We start from the raw sequence: 17326 nt of genomic DNA on the forward strand, positions 1-17326 counted from the left end.
CCGTTTTTTATTTGGACAGTAAATTTCTTCTTGCTGAATAATTGCGGATAAGCTAAAATGAAACAAACATAATAAACAAAACTAATAAAGTTTGAAGGAGCCTTTATGGAGACACAAAAAGAACGGATGCTTGCTGGAAAATTGTATACCAGCAGTGATGAATTACGGGAAATGAATCGGCGAAACCGGCGATTAACCCAGCGATACAACACAACAACGGTTGATGAAAAGGCTGAGCGAAAGTCTTTGCTGAAGGATTTATTAGGCAATGCTGGCGAGCATGTCTATCTTGAGCCGCCCTTTTACTGTGACTATGGGGATCATATCAGTGTTGGAAATAATTTTTATGCCAATTTTGATTGCATCATGCTGGACGTTGCTCCGATTACGATTGGTGATGATGTGATGTTCGGCCCTAGAGTCGGCCTTTATACTGCGGGTCATCCCATCGATGCTCAGGTAAGAATTTCTGGGCTGGAATTTGGGTCGCCGATTACGATTGGGAACAACGTCTGGGTCGGCGGAAGTACTGTCATTAATCCAGGAGTCACGATTGGCGACAATGTGGTGATCGGTTCAGGTTCGGTTGTCACTAAAGATATCCCGGATAACGTTATTGCAGTAGGCAATCCCTGTAAGGTGCTCCGTGAAATTACTGAAGAAGATGCGGCGTATTGGTCTAAGCTGAAAAACCAGTACGAAGAGGAAATGACAAACTAATGTGGAAGGGTGAATAGCATGAACAGAAGGCAAGATCTTAGTGTTCTCTCCCTCTCATTAATTACGGGAGCAGCCACTCTTTTGTCGGCCGCCATCCCTTACTTGACTAATTATTATTCCGCGGCTAGCGTTGGGACCATCGAAAGCCTCGTAGCAATCCCTAGTCTGGGTTCCATTCTTACCATTGTGCTAAATGGCTGGATTGTTAAAAAGCTGGGAATGAAGCAGACAGTATTAGTGGGGGTCTTGATCGCAGCGATATTTGGCATGCTGCCCTTTATCATTTCGGCTTTGCCATTGGTTTTTCTTTTCCGGTTTATTTTAGGCTTGGGAATTGGGCTGTTTTCTCCGCATGCCATCTCATTAATTTCCCTGCTGTATGATGGGCAAAAAAAAGCGACGCTGCTAGGGCTGCAGGTGGGGATTACTGCACTGGGGAATGCAGCTTTTCTTCTGCTGGCTTCGGTAATCATTAGTCGAAGCTGGCAGAGCATCTACCTTTTGTATGGGTTTTTGTTGGTAGTTTTCTGGTTGGTGGTTAAGTTTGTCCCTGATCGCCCGCTTCCTTCAGCGGATCATCCGCAAACTTCCAAGTTCAATATCTCTGGCAAGGCCTTCGTATATCTTGTGCTGTGTTTATGGACCTTTGTGATTATCTATGGGGTACAATTCAAAATTCCTACACTGCTGGCCGGCTTACCTGATGGGAATGAAGCGATGGGTGGCTTGACTTTGAGTTTGATGAATTTGGCAGGATTATTTGCTGGACTTTCCTTTGGTCCATTGCTAAAAAAATTCCCTCGTTCCTTATTTGTGGTCGGATATCTCGGTGCCGGATTGATGGTGTTGCTGCTGGCCCTTTCTACCAATAGCATGGTGAGTATGACCAGTGCCGTCGCCTTTAATTTTGTTTACTCCTTTACCGGACCGTTCATTATTTTGCAGCTAAATACCTTTACACCAAAGGAAGAAATCGTCAAAATCAACTCATTATTTTCTTTAGTGATCATCGGCAGTCAGTTCGTTTCGCCACTCTTTTGGAATACATTCATTCGTGTGTTCGCCGTCTCAACTAATCAGCTGCTTATGTGGATCGCTGCTTTGCTGGGACTAACAGCATTGGTGGTTCGTCTAACACTGTTGCGAAAGCACTGATAGTCTAGCTGCTGCTAATAGAAGCTTTATCTTGATCAGCAGGTCCAGCTGAAAACAGTGCTTCAATCAGTGAGAAGCTGATTTCCAAGCTTCCTTCAGAGGCTATGTATTAAGCGTTGACATTGGCGATTGCCTTTATGATCACCACTATTGAACGACCCCAAAGAATCAACTACTTACTTCTAAACGACGATATCATCATCTTAAACGATGCTTAACAGAGGTGTTCACACGACACCTCTGGGATGAGTCAACAGATGATATCAAGCTATTGATTTTTTCGATTAAAGCAGTAGTCAGGTTAAAAGTAATTATCTGTCCAGTTTAGTTTAGTTATACTGCAACTAGCGATGGCCACATTCCAAAGGCCAATTGTGGACTGATTTTTAACAAATCGACTTCAGCAAAATCTAGACAAAACGTCCCAGAGATACCTTCTCATTCTATTTTCCAATTGATATAATAAGCCTATACACTAACACTATCGCTGCGCTTAGGTACAGGTAAACGGGAGGAGTAGTAATGACTGATGGAATCGAAGAATATATCATGGCATCTCCTCACCATATCCAAGAAAAGCTGTATCAAATTAAAGCTGTAATAGAGGAAGCTATACCAGAGGCGACTTCGAGAATAGCATGGAATATGCCTACTTATTCCATCGGCAAAGCGAATATAATCCACTTTTCCGTTCAGAAAAAATTTATCACACTCCATGTTGGAATAAGTGCAATCAATTTCTTTAGAGAAAGGCTAGCAGGATATTCAACGACGAAAAGTACCATCCATCTCAAATTTGATGCTGAAATTCCAGCAGAATTGATTCGGAAGATCATCAGCTATAATCTTTTTGAGCTGCAAGCTTAATATAGACATGAGCTTCACTTTACTACTAATAGAAACAGAGGAGGATTCAGGATGAACCAGGAGGAATATATTCAGCTAGGTTTAAATGGAGAAGCACCACTGAAAATAATTATGCGTGGCAGTATTGAAGAGGTTGAAACGAACAAGGTAGGAGTTGTAAGTATTGTTTTTGCAACAATGGATAAGAAGTTAGCTGCGGAAAAAATCAAGGAATGGTCTAGTAAAGAGAGTCAGTCCTATTACATGGTTTATAGTGTCCCTTTAGATACTGATCTGACAGCTTTGGAGCATTATCCATCCATTGCGATTACTAAAGAAGATTTAGCATAGCATCGATTGTTCAAATGCAGTTATTCTAATAAAGATTTACTGCTTTTTTTGCAACTAGATACAATCCTCAAATACACTAGCAAACAAATCAGTGCTAGTGATAAAAGCTTAGCTCATCACACTGCTTTAGCAGAATTCTTTTTTCCCCATACTGCATTGATTTTATGAAGCCCCAGATACACCCAAAAAAATGATTCTGAGGGCATCTTAAAAAGGTTGGCATGAGAAAAGACCTATTAAGCATTAAGGTGATAGAAAAGGCAGGAACTTTTTAAGATGTACTACTCTAGGAAAGAAGGAACTTACTCATAACACGTAGAAATAACAGTTCGCGAGAATCAGGAAGAATTTATGACCTTGCGTTCAAACGGTGATAACTTTGAAACGTGTTTGATGAGGACTTTTTCGGACTGTAAAAAGGCAAAGATTTTTTGCGAACTATTACATAGTTTCAATCGACTGACTAACTTTTCCTCATTTTTTTTGAGGTTGGTCAAAATGTATAATCTGTTTAAAGTTAAGTAAATGGAGGTGTTCATATGATTATTAGAAAAGCAACAATTGACGATACCACATTACTAATCAGATTACGTTTGGATTACTTACTTGAAGACGGGGCTATTTTAGTACCCGAGGAGGAGTGCATCCTGAGGAGACAATTGAAAGATTATTTTTCTAAACATCTCTCGAACAATACTTTCATTGGCATTTTGGCAGAAGTTGATACACATGTTGTGGCGGTGGCTTATTTGGCTATTTCAGAAAAACCAGCGAATTTGTCATTCATTACCGGTAAGACCGGAACATTGCTAAATGTGTTAACCTATCTCGAATACCGCAAACAGGGAATTGCTACAAAAGTGTTAGAAAAATTAATTGAAGAAGCTAAACTAATTAGTGTATCATCTATTGATTTATCTGCTACTACTGAAGGAAAATATTTGTACAAAAAGTTGGGCTTCCTTGTTTCGAACTACACCACAATGAAATTAAGTTTAATGTAGTAGAGTTCAGTTAAATAAACATACTTATCTATTATTTACTATATTGGAGTGTTTTTCCTGACATCTTCCGTTTAAAGCAACTCATTTATGCTTTTTCAAAAATTATTCTTCCAGACTTCATAAAAAATTACTCGGAGAAACTTTATTATGCACAAATAAGAGTAACATTCTTTATGACAAATCCAGTTGGCAACCACATATCTACGGATAAAAATCTTAGCGACAAAAAAAGAATGCAGCACAATCCGTGTACGCTGCATTCATAAAACTAAGAATTAATCATTTGGCAGATCATTTTTCTCTGTAATATGCCGTATCAGGGATGCCGCCGTTTTCCTTAGGAGCAAATAGCAGCGTGCCCCCATTATTTCCCATCATAATACGATCATAATTTGAGTCCGTCCCATCTGCTTCGATGCCTTCCGGAGTGGTACCCTTCGAGGCAATCATTAAACTCATACCGTTTGGTGCAGGAGCCGGTTCAAATGACAAAAAGATAACATTGTTTTGTTTTTGCGGATTGCTCAATGAAAACTCAGTTACTCCTCCAAGTCCTTCACCAGATAAAGTAACTGAACTATTATTGAAGGTTAACTGATACCCATTTGAATTTGTCCAGGTTCCATTCAATGAAGAATAGTCACTATTCAATATCGCTGCTTCTGACAATCCAGTTATAATAGTTTGTTCCTCTGAACTGGTGGTCGTAGTAGTAGATTCTGTTGACGTTGAGCTGGACACTGCACTGCTGCTTGTAGCAGTTTCCATAACTGAACTGGAGCTTGCTTGCTCGCTGGTCTCTTTCGAAATATCTGAAGATTCAGTTGAATTATTTGTACACCCTGCCAATGCTATCCCCATTAAAGAAGCGATCAAAAGAAATTTTGCATGCTTCATTTCTTTCCTCCTAACTATTTTTGAGTTCTTGTTTGATATCTTTTATTGTAGCACACTGTTCGTTTTCGCCTTGATTTGTTAATGGGAATTTTGCATTTTTAACACTCGAAATTTTCACATTTCGCAATTTCGTCAGAGAAGGAAGGATTGCAACTATTCCATATGAGTGAAGCTATTCATCTTATTTTACCTCTCTATATACTCACTTGATGATGACCTAAACAGAATTCAGAATGATTTGTTCTGCTAATTACATGCTTTTCTTTTTTGATAAATCCTAGTAATTATAGAAGCAGGCAGACCGTTCCTTAAATAGATTTACGTTTGTTCCGCCAGTAATTTAATAAAATCAATAGCAGCATAATGCCACTGGTGGTCAGTGCTGTTTTTAGCAGCATATGACTCTCCGTAGTCAATTTTTTCTTCTTCACTTTTTTACTAGGTTCATAAGGTACTCGTTTACCACGTACCAGTAATCGATGAGAATTGACTCCATAAGGGGTGCAGGTTAATAGTGTCACGTGATCTTCTCCCTTAATCGCCTTCAGGGACTCTGTATGGTCGGGTTCAATGACTGAAATTTTGTCTACTTCATAGGCCAAGGTTTGATCCAGTACATAAATATAAAAAGGCTCTCCTTTTTTCAGTTCAGTCAAATCAGTAAATAGCTTCGCATGGGTCAGGCCGGTATGGGAAGTCAGTACAGAATGGGTTCCTTCACCTCCAATAGGTAAAGCTGATCCTTCCAGATGTCCCACAGCCTTTTGTAATACATCATCCTTGGTCCCATGATAAATCGGCAGCTTCACATCAATACTGGGAATCTCCACTTGCCCCATTATTCCCTCAACCTTCAGTACCTGATAATAATTAGCTGGCATCACAATACCTGACCCTGCTACAAACGGATCATGAACAGGCTGTCCTAACAAGTTTTCATTGTAAAGCCTTGCTTCTTGGAGGATCTCTGCAATCTGCTCCGGCGTTAGCTTATCCACTTGGTTTTGATAGCTTTCTGCCACTTGGGTTGCGTTTTTTTGATTAAAATAATTTCCTAAGAAAGGGTATGCGATAATTCCAATCCCGGAAAGTAACAATCCTATAATTAAAATGGCTCGCTTCATTTGTGCCCTGCCTTTCCTGTGCAAAGAAAAAGCCGAGAAATCTCGGCTTTTACTCTGTTAAGCAGTTTTTCTTTTATTCGTAGTTAACAAAATCGCTAAACCGATCAAAATGATTCCGACAACAACCATCAGCAAGGTTCCTGCTCCACCTGTATTTGGTAGTGTGAAGCCGCGTTTGTTTTCAATTTCCTTTGTTTCTACATGTTGAGTATTCGCAGTTTCAAAGGTTACCTCTACTGGTCCGTCTAACAAGTTATATTTGTCTGGAGCCAAGGTTTCCACTAAATAGTATTTGTTGTAAGTCTTTACTCCCTGCGCATCTTCTGTATAGGTTTGCAGACCTTCAAAAGATTGAACGTAGAAGGTATCTCCAACAAGTCCTAATGCTTCACCCTTCACAGCATATGATGGGATTGCTACCCATTTTTTGGCATTTCCATATTCTGGATCACCATAAGGAACAATACGCACAATGTGTGAGTCGGTAGGATCTAAAATAACTCGGTAGTATTGTCCTGCTTTGGCTGCTGTTTCAGAAGCTGCTAATTGGAACTGAGCACTTTGACTAATTGAACTGGTTCCACCAGTGTAAGTTTTCTCAATTTTGATTTCACCAGTGTGTATTTCAGATGTGTCCGTTTCAATCTTTCCATCAGGTTGTGTACTGTTTTCGAATTCAATGTCGGCTTTATTCTCAATCTTGTTTTCATCATCATCTCCGTTGTTAATATTCCCATTGACTGTCGTCTCAAAGTCAATGGCGATTTTCACAACTCCATCAGTTTTTGCTAATTTTTCAATCCCAGCTGCTGTTAACGCAATGACAATCTTTTCTTTATTTGGAGATGCAGCTGGCGTATGAGTCACAGTATAATCAGCAGGATAATCCAGTGTCACTTTAACAGCTGGAACAGCATCAATCCCTGTTACTACTACACCAGGGGCAGGAGTGTCAACAAAATTCAATCGTTTGTCCAATTCATCGGTTACTGTAAATACCGTATAGTCAGCAAAATCTTGTGGTAAATTTGCTGTAATACTCCACTTTACTTTATCACCAACGATTACCGATGGCTTATCTGGTTTTTTCTCTGGATTCAAGCCTTGGTTCTTTGGATAAACATGAACATCGTCGTTCCAGTCTGTGCCATCAGCATTGGTCATTGGTACTGCTACGATAAAAGGCTTCACACCCGAAGTAATTTTCTTACCTGCATTGCCCGTCCCTTGTACTTCATAACCATCTGAACCCGATAAATCTTCTTCTACATAATAATAACCAGCATCTAGATCACTGTATTTCAGCTCACCATTTATATCGGTTTTACCATCTGAAGCATCTGAAGCTTTCAAAGTCAAATCATACTTGTGTGACTCCGCACCTTTTGACACTGTTAACTCATTACCCGTTCTTGAATATGTCCAGCCATCTTTGTCGGATGGCGGTGTAGCAGGTGCATTGCCTTGTGGTTTTACCTCATAGACATCAAATTTAATTCCTTTAATAGGAGGATTATTAACTCCTGGATTCCATGTTTCTCCCGTACCTTCGCTGCCAATATCAGCCGGTGTCTCTGCCCAATGTTTATGAATCGTTAAATCACCTTTGTTTGGTTTGGCACCTGGTGCGGCAAATGCCGAAAGCCCTCCTCCTAAGGTTGTTGCTAATATGAATAGCAATGTGATTAATTTACTTATTTTTTTTCTCATCTTTTCTCCCCTTTTCGTTTGTTGATTTATATTTTTTTCGGTTCTGCGAAAGAATAATCCCAGATCCTAATAAAACAATACCTAAAACCACCAATGCCATTCTCATATAACCGCCCGCATTCGGCATGCCATTGATTTTATAATTGGGCAGATAGTAGGTGCCGCTATCTATTCGGAACGCTGGCGGTAGTGGATCTCCACGTCCCTTAATCCCTTCAATTTCGCCGTAAAAGTCAATGGTAATAATCCAATAACCCAGCGGTAGCTGATAACCTGGTAATGTCTCTGTCTCAACCAGTAAATAATCTCCCTGAACTAAATCGTCAAAAGTAACTTTCCCTAGATCTGAGTTATCTGTACTGCTGATTTTTTCAATTGGCTTGGTCATATCCCATTTGGTATCAGATGCTGCTGGATCTTCACTGCCCGTCTTACCAGAATCGCCTTCTTTTGGCTTATAAAGTGAGAAATGAACCCCGCCTAATGGATTTTCTCGACCATCCTCTTTAAAGAAACTAGTTGGCTTGACTTTGTTGGTTAAATACAGCTCTGTCTTGTCATCGCTGATTTTATGACCCGGACTTACGCCATCCTTTACAGTACCATTTTCAATAACTTTGTATCTTACCTCGTAAATTTCAAATTGCTGGGTGGTTTTTTCCCAAGCTGTTTTGACTAGCCAATACCCCTCTGCTGCTTGATAGCCGCTATACGTACTGGTTTCATGCACCGCATACCAGTCGAAGTGTTTATCATCATCTTCATTTGGGTTCTCTAAGCCACCCTTTCCGATGGTCGCAAATAATCCATGATTATCGGTGGACACATCTGAAGCTGTTTTCTCCCAAAAAAATGAGGCAGTATATGGTTGGTCTTCAAGAAAATACCCTTCCGCAATCCACTGATAAATGTCAAATTGAACTTTTTGCTTGTCCGATGACGGCATGGGTTCATCCCGTTCGTTCACTTTGAATAAAGAAATATTAGGCTTACGATTTTTCAGAATAAAATGATTGTTGTTGCTACTGCTGGGTTTTTCATAATCCGGCCTGCTCATTTCTTTTCCGAATTGATACTCCGGCAAAGAGAACATGTCTCCATCACTCAATCGAACAACCCAATAAACTTCACGGTTACCGTTAGTTAAGTCGTTTTCTGCCAGGAGATAATCTGGATAGGTTTCGACCTCTACGATTGCGTAGTACTTTTCTAACTCTTCTGGGGTATTAATACTAGGAACACGAATTCTTCCTAATGCGTCAGTAGCTACAGGACCCTCGATCTTTTTCCATAAATCCGGGTTGCTTTTCGGGCCTTGTCCGTTATCCCAAGCTATAGGACGAGCAGGATCGGTTGGTTTAGGTTGGTATTCATATATATCAAAAGCAACCTTTTTCTCTCGCCCTTGATCATCAACTAACGGATTACCGTTGGGATCGACTGACGGCATCGCTTCGCCATTCTTTCCTTGTTTATAAAAGGTGAAGGGTATCTCACCAACTTGGGTATAATACAGCTTTATGACTAGTTCAACATCTTCAGTTATTTCGCCTTTGATTAATCCATATTTTTTTGATAGATCCTCTCGATAGGTATAAGAAGTCAATAAATCCAATAAGGGTTCGCCGACAATTTCCTGACCGAGATAGCCATACTTTTCTTCGGTTTCTGCCAATGTGAAATTACTTTCTTCTTCACCGCCAAATTCATTGACCTGGACATAATGCTCGACTGTATATTTATACTGCGGCAGCTTCTTATTCCAGACAGTTACTGTTGGCCCTCTTGGAGTAGCTGAAGGAATCACAAACTCATCTGATACAACTTCTTTTCCATTCCATTGAGGAGATTTTTCTTCATCATAACCAGCCGCGGCCTTGGTCTCGACAAAACGGTACGTTCCATCAGCTAGAGCTAAAGCCTCAAAATCAACCACAACTAATCCGTTGGCTGTTTTTTCTACTAGTCCTCCAGCGCCGCCCTCTGCCGCTTCATAATACTTAATACCATCTGTTTTAAAGGAGAGGATTGCTCCCTCTTTCCTAACATCTGTCCATTCTCCCGAGTCATTTTGGACTTGTAATTTGAATTCCGCTCCATTTATAGGGATGTACTCATCATCGGCATCACGCTCGACATCAAATTTTTGCAGCATGGCTTGTCTTCTGTTCAACTCAATTTTCCCGTAAGGATTCCTTAACATACCTTCAGCAGTATCTTTTTTAGGCATTGTTTCAGGGTCTGGAATACTTTTCAAAGTCAGGGCACTATGAGTATAAATCTCCGAGGTATTCTTAATAGCCTCGATGGATGGAGTATCCGGCGGGTAACGAACCGTCAAAGAAATATTGTAGGCAGCAGCTGCTCCTTCAATAACATTTGTGTCGCCATAGGTGATGGCATAATAGTTTTCTAATAATTCCCGGTCTGTCTCTGCATAAAACCCACGTTTGATCGTAAAGTCGGCTGCTTGAACCGCAAAATCCGTAATATCAACTGATCCGTTCCCTATTGGATTCGTGATGGTTCTCTTTACATTATTCTCATTCGTTAAACTACTTAGTTTCGGCTGCTGATTGTCTGCATCCTTCATTGATCCGAAATGCATCATCACCGTTGATTCACCCGAAGCATCCTTGTAAACCCCATATTGAGGGTACGCACCTTGGACCCGCTTTTTAAAATTCGTCTTCGTTTCATTAGGTTCTTGCTTCAGCAATTCGAAGCCTGTGCCTGGCTTAGGTTTTAGAATATCGTCAGTATCTGAATTATTCCGATACAGAGGGCCTGAACCATAATCTGCTAAAACAAGTGATTCAAACGCATTAGACGTAGAAGGATACACACCTTTTTGCTGAGCATAGTTCTCTGGGGTTAACCCTATCGGTATCTGAATATAAGCACCTATTGACAAAGCTGTCATTTCAGCTCCAGCCGGTAATACATCTTCTATATAGCCGCCTAATTCACCACCACCTTCTTTTCCATCTGGAGCTTCAACATCCGTATAATTTGTTCCCCAAGGTTTCCACACACTTCGATCAGGCTTGTCTACGTAAAACCCTTGATACTTTCCATTACCGCCATTTACATGGTAGTTTACTTCATCTCCACTTAGCTCAAGATTCGCTGCACCATTGAACTGAATTCCCCATTGAATCGAATGGTTAGACGCCGCCGCTGCGAACTTGAAGGAGAAGCCATTAGTGGATTGCAATGGTGTTTTCTCAAACGTAATCTCTTTTACAAGCGGATTTCCATTAGCATCTCGCCCAAAGGATACCTCTTGGGTGCCGTCCTTTGTTACATAGTTCATGAACCCGGGAAAATCAAGCTCGCTATTAAGACTACTTGTTGGGAATGTCATAATTCCATCTAAAAATTCGATGTGAACAACCTGGGCATTTTTCTCCACAGAATTCTCAATGCGGTATTGATAGATCGCCTCTTCACCACTGCCGGTATCCACCTTCATTTCACTCCAACCGCCTTCTGTCGCATACCAGTGGCCGCTGCTAGTATCCGCTACCTGAGGAATCACCAAAACAAAATGATCACCAGATACTATGTTTGGGCCTCCTGTATCTATTGACCAAGAAAATTTGAAATCGTAGGCTTGGTACGAGATTGCATTACTCTTAGGACTAGCTGTTAGCGACTCTTTATTTCCATTGACCTCTCGGAATATTTCCCAATCAGTTACAGTGACTGAGCTGAGAACATCTTGACCAGCATTGGTCCCCTTTTGAGGCGTTTGCTGTTTTTGTGGCGCATCGGTAGGTTCTTTTTCTTTTAACTCTTCTGTACTTTCTTCGGATTCTCCTGTGCTTTCCTTCACATAATCGGACTTACTTATTTCACCTGTGCTGCTGCTTTCTGCGGACGTCTCCCCCAGCTTCTCTGTACTTGACATCAATGGATTGTCGATGCTGGTTTTGATTTTTTTACTTGCCGTGTCAGAAGACGTGGTACTTTCCTGTGATTGTCCCAACGAAAGCGTTGGAACCAAGGTAGAAAACAAGAGAATAAGAATAGCAATCAAACAAAAGAACTTCTCTTTGCCCTTAATAAATTTATTCACCTTTTTACTCATCCCCTTCTTTCTTTATCTATCATGATTTAAGGGAGATACCGCACCATAATAAAGAATTTTATAAAATAACGTTTGTTATAAAATGGAGTACAAACTTTTGGATCAGCTTCATTTAAACAATATATTCAGCAATAGCGTCATTGAGTCTGTAAAGCTTTGTAATTTCAAAACATCCTGATATTCTGAAGATGAAATTTTTATATTCATCAGAATATTGCTTAGTTGATTGCTGCCTGTAGCAGACTGAATTAATTCTTTCAAAAATATCTACGCTGATTTTCGAACTGAACTACATTGATTTATATAAAACTTTTAGTGTCACTCTTCAGGTTAGAGTGATTTTGATCATAGCCATAAAGAAATCGTAGTTTTTCCTTGTGGTTTTCAACTAAATATGACTTAACTATTTTACTAACCCTTTCTCAAACTCCGATACCTTGATAACTTATCTTTGAACCAGCCGATAACCTTTTCCCCAAAAGGTCTGTACACTATCCTCATCCATTCCCAGATCTACGAATTTTATTTTGATTCTTTTTATTATGCTAGAGATTTGGGCAAGATTAGAATGGGTAACTTCAGACCAAATTTTTCCGCAAATTTCTTCTCTTGACACAATGTCTCCGTCCGCATCTCGTAAGATTTCAAAAACCATCTTTTCTTTTTTACTAAAAGGAATAAAGCTCTCCAAGTCAGACTTGCTTAAAGATGAACTATCCGAAAGTTTACTCACTGCGTCATTTCGATTTCTTTGAGATAATTTTTCTCTTAGGGATTCAAGTTCTTCATTAGTAATGATAATGTCTTGAATCTGTCTTTCCATGTTTTGAGGAACCTGGGTCAGGGATGACGACTTTCTATACAAAATAGATGAAGGAAATTCCCTTCTCTTTAACAAAGATTCCACTTCGGTATCGGATACTGTTTCACTAATAATGATAATTTGAAAATACTTCGTGATATTGTCTGAAGAAATTTTGTTCTTCAAGCTGCTCAATAACGCGCAGCTGCAAAAAACTTCATAACCAAGCATGTGGAGCCTTTTTACAAATTCTTCTTCTACAGGTATGCATTTGGTTAAAATCAATACATTCATTTGAGATCTTCCTTTACTGTCATTTTTTTCAATAGCTTATCAACAACAATAGTTTAGATAAATTTATATTTTTGAGACTAATCAATTCTTATTGTTATTGATTGCGATATAATAGTCATAACTCAGTATGTAAAAAGTTGAGTAGTTTACGCTAAATTATCAATTAGACATTGTTGCTTAGCAGCTATTGAAATATATTGGTCATCCTTTTTATTCCATTACTTAATCTTCATAACAATTTTCTACCAAAAGAGATTTCTATTTTCTTTTTCGTTGCAAAAAAAAGAAAACCTGCAAAACACTGATAATAAACAGCATTTGCAGGTAGTTTGACGGCGAATGACGGCTTATAAAAAAAGATAAACTTACTTGCTTTCAAAAAATTGATATCCTCTCAATTAAAGAAAGCGTTTTTAATAAAGGCGTTTTTAAACAGTCCTCAGACTCTATCTTTTTTTGCAAACGCTTTATACTATTTCTTTTTCCATATTTTCTATTGTCGCAATTCGTTCTTCAATCATTGAATCTGCGTATGTGTCTAAGGTTGTCTTTATAGAAGAATGCCCCAACAGAGAACTTACGGAAACGGCGTTTGCCCGAGATTCTAAGCATCTGGTAGCAAATGTATGACGTAATTGATGAAAATGAATAGACTCTAACCCTGCTGCCTTACGAATTTTATGAAAATGATAGGTGATTAAACGAGGTTCGCAGGGTTTTTCATTATTTGATAAAACAAAATCATTTTTAGCCTTAAGAAAACGATCCCTCAACCATACTTTTACAGCTGTGCTCATGGGGATAATTCTATTAGATGAACGAGTTTTTACTTTACCGATGATTATCTTTGTTTTATTCTTGATATCTTTAATTGGAATACGCTGCAGTGTCTTCTCAATGCGAATAATTCCTCGTTGAAAATCGATATTCTCCCATTTTAAAGCAGCTATTTCTCCAATTCTGAGCCCCGTTCGCAAGCTTAACAGTACAGCCAGACCCATCCCGTCCAACTTCTCTATAGCAGCCTTTTCTAGCTCTTTTTGCTCACCGGTACTCAAAGCTCCTACCTTGTTATAAGCTTCTTTCGGTAGAATTACCTTTGTTGCAGGGTTTGTGACCAGCAAATGATTTTCAACAGCTTTTTCAAAACAATTATTTACCAATCGAAAAATTATTTTTATTGAAGCTGGAGACAGATTACTTTCTTCCCAGGCTGTTACCATATCCTGGAGCGTCGACTCATTTATTTCATTTAGCGAACTTTCTCCAATATAAGGAATAATATACTTAAACATTTTGTAATAATATCCATTGTAAGTTGATATTTTTAACGTTTTTTCGATTTCTGCTAACCATTCATTGGCCCAGGCAACCATCAAAATGGATGAAATTCCGTGTGCTTCCTGTAGTGTTTGATATTGTATTTTGTAAGGATATAGCTTCAGCTTAACCTCTTGGTAGGTCTTTCCATAAATATAACCATATTTTATTTTTCCGTCTCTTTTTCTTCCTTTAATATATCTGCCTTCCCAGCGTTTGTCTTTTCTTTTATAAATGTTTTCACCACGTCTGCTCAAAATTCTTCCCCCTAAATATAATGACGGCTTAACTGACGGCTTAAAAAAACGAGTAATTGGTTAAACCGTAAAAAAATGATATAAAAAAATTAGTTTTGTTCAATCAATTCATCATGAAACGACCTTTAGAACAATATTTTGTTAAAAAGTATTGACCTATAAGTGTACTTTAATTATAATTAATTTAATGAACATCTGCTTGCCTAAACTTAATCCTCTTTTTATCAATCTTTTTTTCTTTTTTTTGCAACAAAAACGAAAAATCCTCCCAAGAGCCGATACTAAAGTAACAGATTATTATCATATGATCAATGTATATTCTGTACCATTGGTATTATTCTTTTATTAGCTAACGAAAGAAGTAGTTCGCGCATTTTTCCACGCGAACTACTTCTTTTAATTTGGCCTGTTACTCCTTCAGTGGATGGCGTTAGTGCCTGTCGGTTCCTTCTTTTGCCGGTGGGATTCCAACGACGCTAATACCCAGAGTCAACAATTCCGAATGGGTAATCATACCTGTTGTAGGATATTTGGTCGATACGCTTTTGTTTGAATTAGCTATCGGGTATGTTTTAGTATTGCTGGTTATTGGGTAAGTTTTCTTTGTACTGTCAGCCGTTGTGCTTGTTTTCTCTGTGCGGGTATCTGTTGGAGTAATTTTTTGTCCTCCTTTAACCCAGCTATCCTCTGTATACTCATTTGGTTGCCGATTTTGTACTTTTTCCTCGTTCACCAATTCTTCTAAAATAGATTTATGGTTTTCGATAGGGCATATAAGGTGATATTGCCGTTTGGTTCTGCTAATAGATTAGATAGCTCCTGTTGGGTAGTATAGACAGTTTATGCTCTATTATTTGAATCAAAGCTGTTAGCTTGCCAGCTTCCTGCTCCAATTTTCGTTCCGCGCTTTCTCTCTCGTACCAACCCTCAAAGAGGATTATTAAGAACAGCTAGTCTCCACTTCAAGAGTTATTAACAGCTTTTGAAGCTTGATCCGCGATTTTTAACTTTTCTTTAAAGGAATAAAACTGATGGTTCTTATTTATTAGTAAGGATCTTCAGCTTTTTCGCTACTTGAATTACAGCAAAGATATTATTATAGATGTATTCGTATACGTTATTTTACACCCGTTTCATTTGTGAATCTTTGAGTCATAAAAGCTAAAAAAAGCCTTCATAACAGAGCAAAACGAATTTTTCGTAATTTCACAAGAATTTTGTTGGGGACCCTAGACTTTTGCATTCAGTAAATTTTACTCTGCGGTTAAATCAACATTCACCTGTAGAAATCCTGCAAAAGTCTAGGGTGTTTTGCAAAAGTCTCCTTTTGTTTTTTTATTCCTTTGGTTTATTGTTTAGTCACCGGCCGAAACAAAAAATTATTTCACAGGAGGAAAGTTCAATGATTCAACAGTTAGGCACAAAATTACAAGTACAAATCGAACAGGAGGGCAAGGACAAACAAAAGAAAGTGAACTTCAGCAACGTCATCACTAACCCAGCAGAAGCCGACATTACTAAATTAGGTGAAGTCATGGCTGAATTAGCTGGCGACGAAAGCAGCTTAGACAGTGTAATCGTCACTAACCAAACTCGTGTTACCAAATAATCAAAGGAGGAAACAACCAATGACCGAACAGCCTTTTACTCAATATCAACTGTTTCATTTGAAACGTAATAAACTCGAAGAAAAAATCACCCATTACTATCAGGAAACTCGCGATAGTTCAGTGACTATCCAACTATTGTTAGCCATGAAAGTTCGCCATATGTTAGGCGAGTCTGATTTTGAATTGTTCCTGCAGGACTTGGTGAAGCATCTATTTGCCAATAACAAAATCACTCGTGCGTTGCGCCGTTACTTCTATTTCTTTAGAGAATATTTCAATGAAAGAGAGTGGAAGATCCTGTCAGCTCGGTGTTTTCCACCTGAACATGTCACTACTGAATTAATGTCCGTCGTCCCGTCAACCGTTGTCACACCTGAAACTACTACATTAGAAAGTTCCTGAGAGAACAAATAAAGGAGAGAAAAAATTATGTTAAAACTAGCAGCCGTATTTGAAAACGCCGCAGGCAAAAACCACAGCTGGAGCTTCAATGATCCAGATCCAAACAAAAGCCCAGAGGCAATTAAAGAAGCCTTAGAAGCTATGACTACCATCCACTTATTTGAAAAAGATGGCATTCGTCAATTTTGCAAAGTCGTTTCAGCGAAATTCGTTGAAACCATTGAAACACCGCTTTTTGATCTATCGAAACCAACACCAGAAGCCTATGTCGCTGATCCTAACAATATTTTTGCGGCACATATTATTTCTGAAGAAGCACCACAAGTCTCTGAAATGCCGGAAATACTTGTAACAGAAGGAGTAAAACAAGAGGAAGTTGTAATTGAAGAAGAAGCAACTGCATCGAAGGTTGTTGAAGCAACACAAACAGTGAGCGCTATTGAAAAGAAACCAGTGGCAGTTTCCCCTTCTTTGAAAGCTCCTGTTGCACAGACAGTTATTGCTGAAACAGCCAAGAAAAATACAGTCGCACCAAGCTTAGCATCTCAGCAGTTAGAAGCTTTAACCGCTGAGTCTGAGTCGTCAAAATCGGATAGTCTCACGATCCAGAAGCCAATTAACCCGCGAAAGGCTCAAGTAGATCGGGTCCGAGCCTATCATGAAGCCAAGAAGAAAAAGAAAAAAGGCAAAAAGAAAAAACGCTAAATTGATTTCCCACCCTACCCTTGTGGTATGTAAAGG

At 39.0% G+C, this 17326-nt stretch carries 15 protein-coding genes; 8 read left to right on the plus strand and 7 right to left on the minus strand.

From position 1 onward, the window contains the following. Positions 1-105: 105 nt before the first annotated feature. The 5 genes from I588_RS04020 to I588_RS04040 all read left to right on the plus strand — a co-directional run bounded on the left by I588_RS04020 (position 106) and on the right by I588_RS04040 (position 4076). On the plus strand, positions 106-720 hold the full coding sequence (locus tag I588_RS04020; RefSeq protein WP_010757664.1) for a sugar O-acetyltransferase: 615 nt from the start codon (positions 106-108) through the stop codon (positions 718-720). Between the two features lie 18 nt (positions 721-738). After that, complete coding sequence (locus I588_RS04025; protein ID WP_010757665.1) at positions 739-1875, plus strand: MFS transporter; 1137 nt, start codon at positions 739-741, stop codon at positions 1873-1875. 522 nt (positions 1876-2397) lie between these two features. Beyond that, positions 2398-2742 (plus strand): iron chaperone, encoded by a 345-nt coding sequence (locus I588_RS04030; protein ID WP_010757666.1) that lies wholly within the window; start codon positions 2398-2400, stop codon positions 2740-2742. Positions 2743-2793: 51 nt separating this feature from the next. After that, positions 2794-3072 carry a hypothetical protein gene (locus I588_RS04035; RefSeq protein ID WP_010757667.1) on the plus strand — a complete coding sequence of 93 codons (279 nt, stop codon included), beginning with the start codon at positions 2794-2796 and terminating at the stop codon, positions 3070-3072. A gap of 539 nt (positions 3073-3611) precedes the next feature. Then, positions 3612-4076, plus strand: coding sequence for a GNAT family N-acetyltransferase (locus I588_RS04040; protein WP_010757668.1), 465 nt, complete (start codon positions 3612-3614; stop codon positions 4074-4076). Positions 4077-4367: 291 nt separating this feature from the next. Here the strand turns inward: I588_RS04040 and I588_RS04045 are convergent, their stop codons facing one another. The 7 genes from I588_RS04045 to I588_RS04075 all read right to left on the minus strand — a co-directional run bounded on the left by I588_RS04045 (position 4368) and on the right by I588_RS04075 (position 15306). Continuing rightward, positions 4368-4973 carry a DUF6287 domain-containing protein gene (locus tag I588_RS04045; RefSeq protein ID WP_010757669.1) on the minus strand — a complete coding sequence of 202 codons (606 nt, stop codon included), beginning with the start codon at positions 4971-4973 and terminating at the stop codon, positions 4368-4370. A gap of 308 nt (positions 4974-5281) precedes the next feature. Then, the gene (locus I588_RS04050) at positions 5282-6097 is read right to left on the minus strand and encodes a class C sortase (protein WP_010757670.1); all 816 of its coding nucleotides are present in this window, start codon (positions 6095-6097) and stop codon (positions 5282-5284) included. 57 nt (positions 6098-6154) lie between these two features. Further along, entirely contained in the window at positions 6155-7807 is a 1653-nt protein-coding gene (locus I588_RS04055; RefSeq protein ID WP_010757671.1) for a SpaH/EbpB family LPXTG-anchored major pilin, read from the minus strand. Then, positions 7788-11888 (minus strand): SpaA isopeptide-forming pilin-related protein, encoded by a 4101-nt coding sequence (locus I588_RS04060; protein ID WP_010757672.1) that lies wholly within the window; start codon positions 11886-11888, stop codon positions 7788-7790. The genes I588_RS04055 and I588_RS04060 overlap by 20 nt, the downstream gene beginning before the upstream one ends. 457 nt (positions 11889-12345) lie before the next feature. Next, entirely contained in the window at positions 12346-12996 is a 651-nt protein-coding gene (locus I588_RS04065; protein ID WP_010757673.1) for a winged helix-turn-helix domain-containing protein, read from the minus strand. Positions 12997-13463: 467 nt separating this feature from the next. Further along, the gene (locus I588_RS04070; protein ID WP_010757674.1) at positions 13464-14573 is read right to left on the minus strand and encodes a tyrosine-type recombinase/integrase; all 1110 of its coding nucleotides are present in this window, start codon (positions 14571-14573) and stop codon (positions 13464-13466) included. 430 nt (positions 14574-15003) lie between these two features. Next, on the minus strand, positions 15004-15306 hold the full coding sequence (locus I588_RS04075) for a hypothetical protein (RefSeq protein ID WP_034693338.1): 303 nt from the start codon (positions 15304-15306) through the stop codon (positions 15004-15006). Between the two features lie 669 nt (positions 15307-15975). On the opposite strand from I588_RS04075, the gene I588_RS04080 reads away from it, so the two are divergent. From I588_RS04080 to I588_RS26730, 3 genes are read left to right on the plus strand one after another with little or no spacing between them, the layout of a single operon-like run. Further along, positions 15976-16182 (plus strand): DUF1659 domain-containing protein, encoded by a 207-nt coding sequence (locus tag I588_RS04080; RefSeq protein WP_010757675.1) that lies wholly within the window; start codon positions 15976-15978, stop codon positions 16180-16182. Positions 16183-16201: 19 nt separating this feature from the next. Next, a complete protein-coding gene (locus tag I588_RS04085) occupies positions 16202-16585 on the plus strand; it encodes a hypothetical protein (protein WP_010757676.1) in 384 nt (127 codons plus the stop codon). Between the two features lie 27 nt (positions 16586-16612). Further along, positions 16613-17290: a DUF2922 domain-containing protein gene (locus I588_RS26730; protein WP_010757677.1), complete on the plus strand. Its 678-nt coding sequence runs from the start codon at positions 16613-16615 to the stop codon at positions 17288-17290. Positions 17291-17326 lie beyond the last annotated feature (36 nt).

This window comes from Enterococcus pallens ATCC BAA-351 (assembly GCF_000407485.1).
In the GTDB taxonomy this organism is placed as follows: Bacteria; Bacillota; Bacilli; order Lactobacillales; family Enterococcaceae; genus Enterococcus_A; species Enterococcus_A pallens.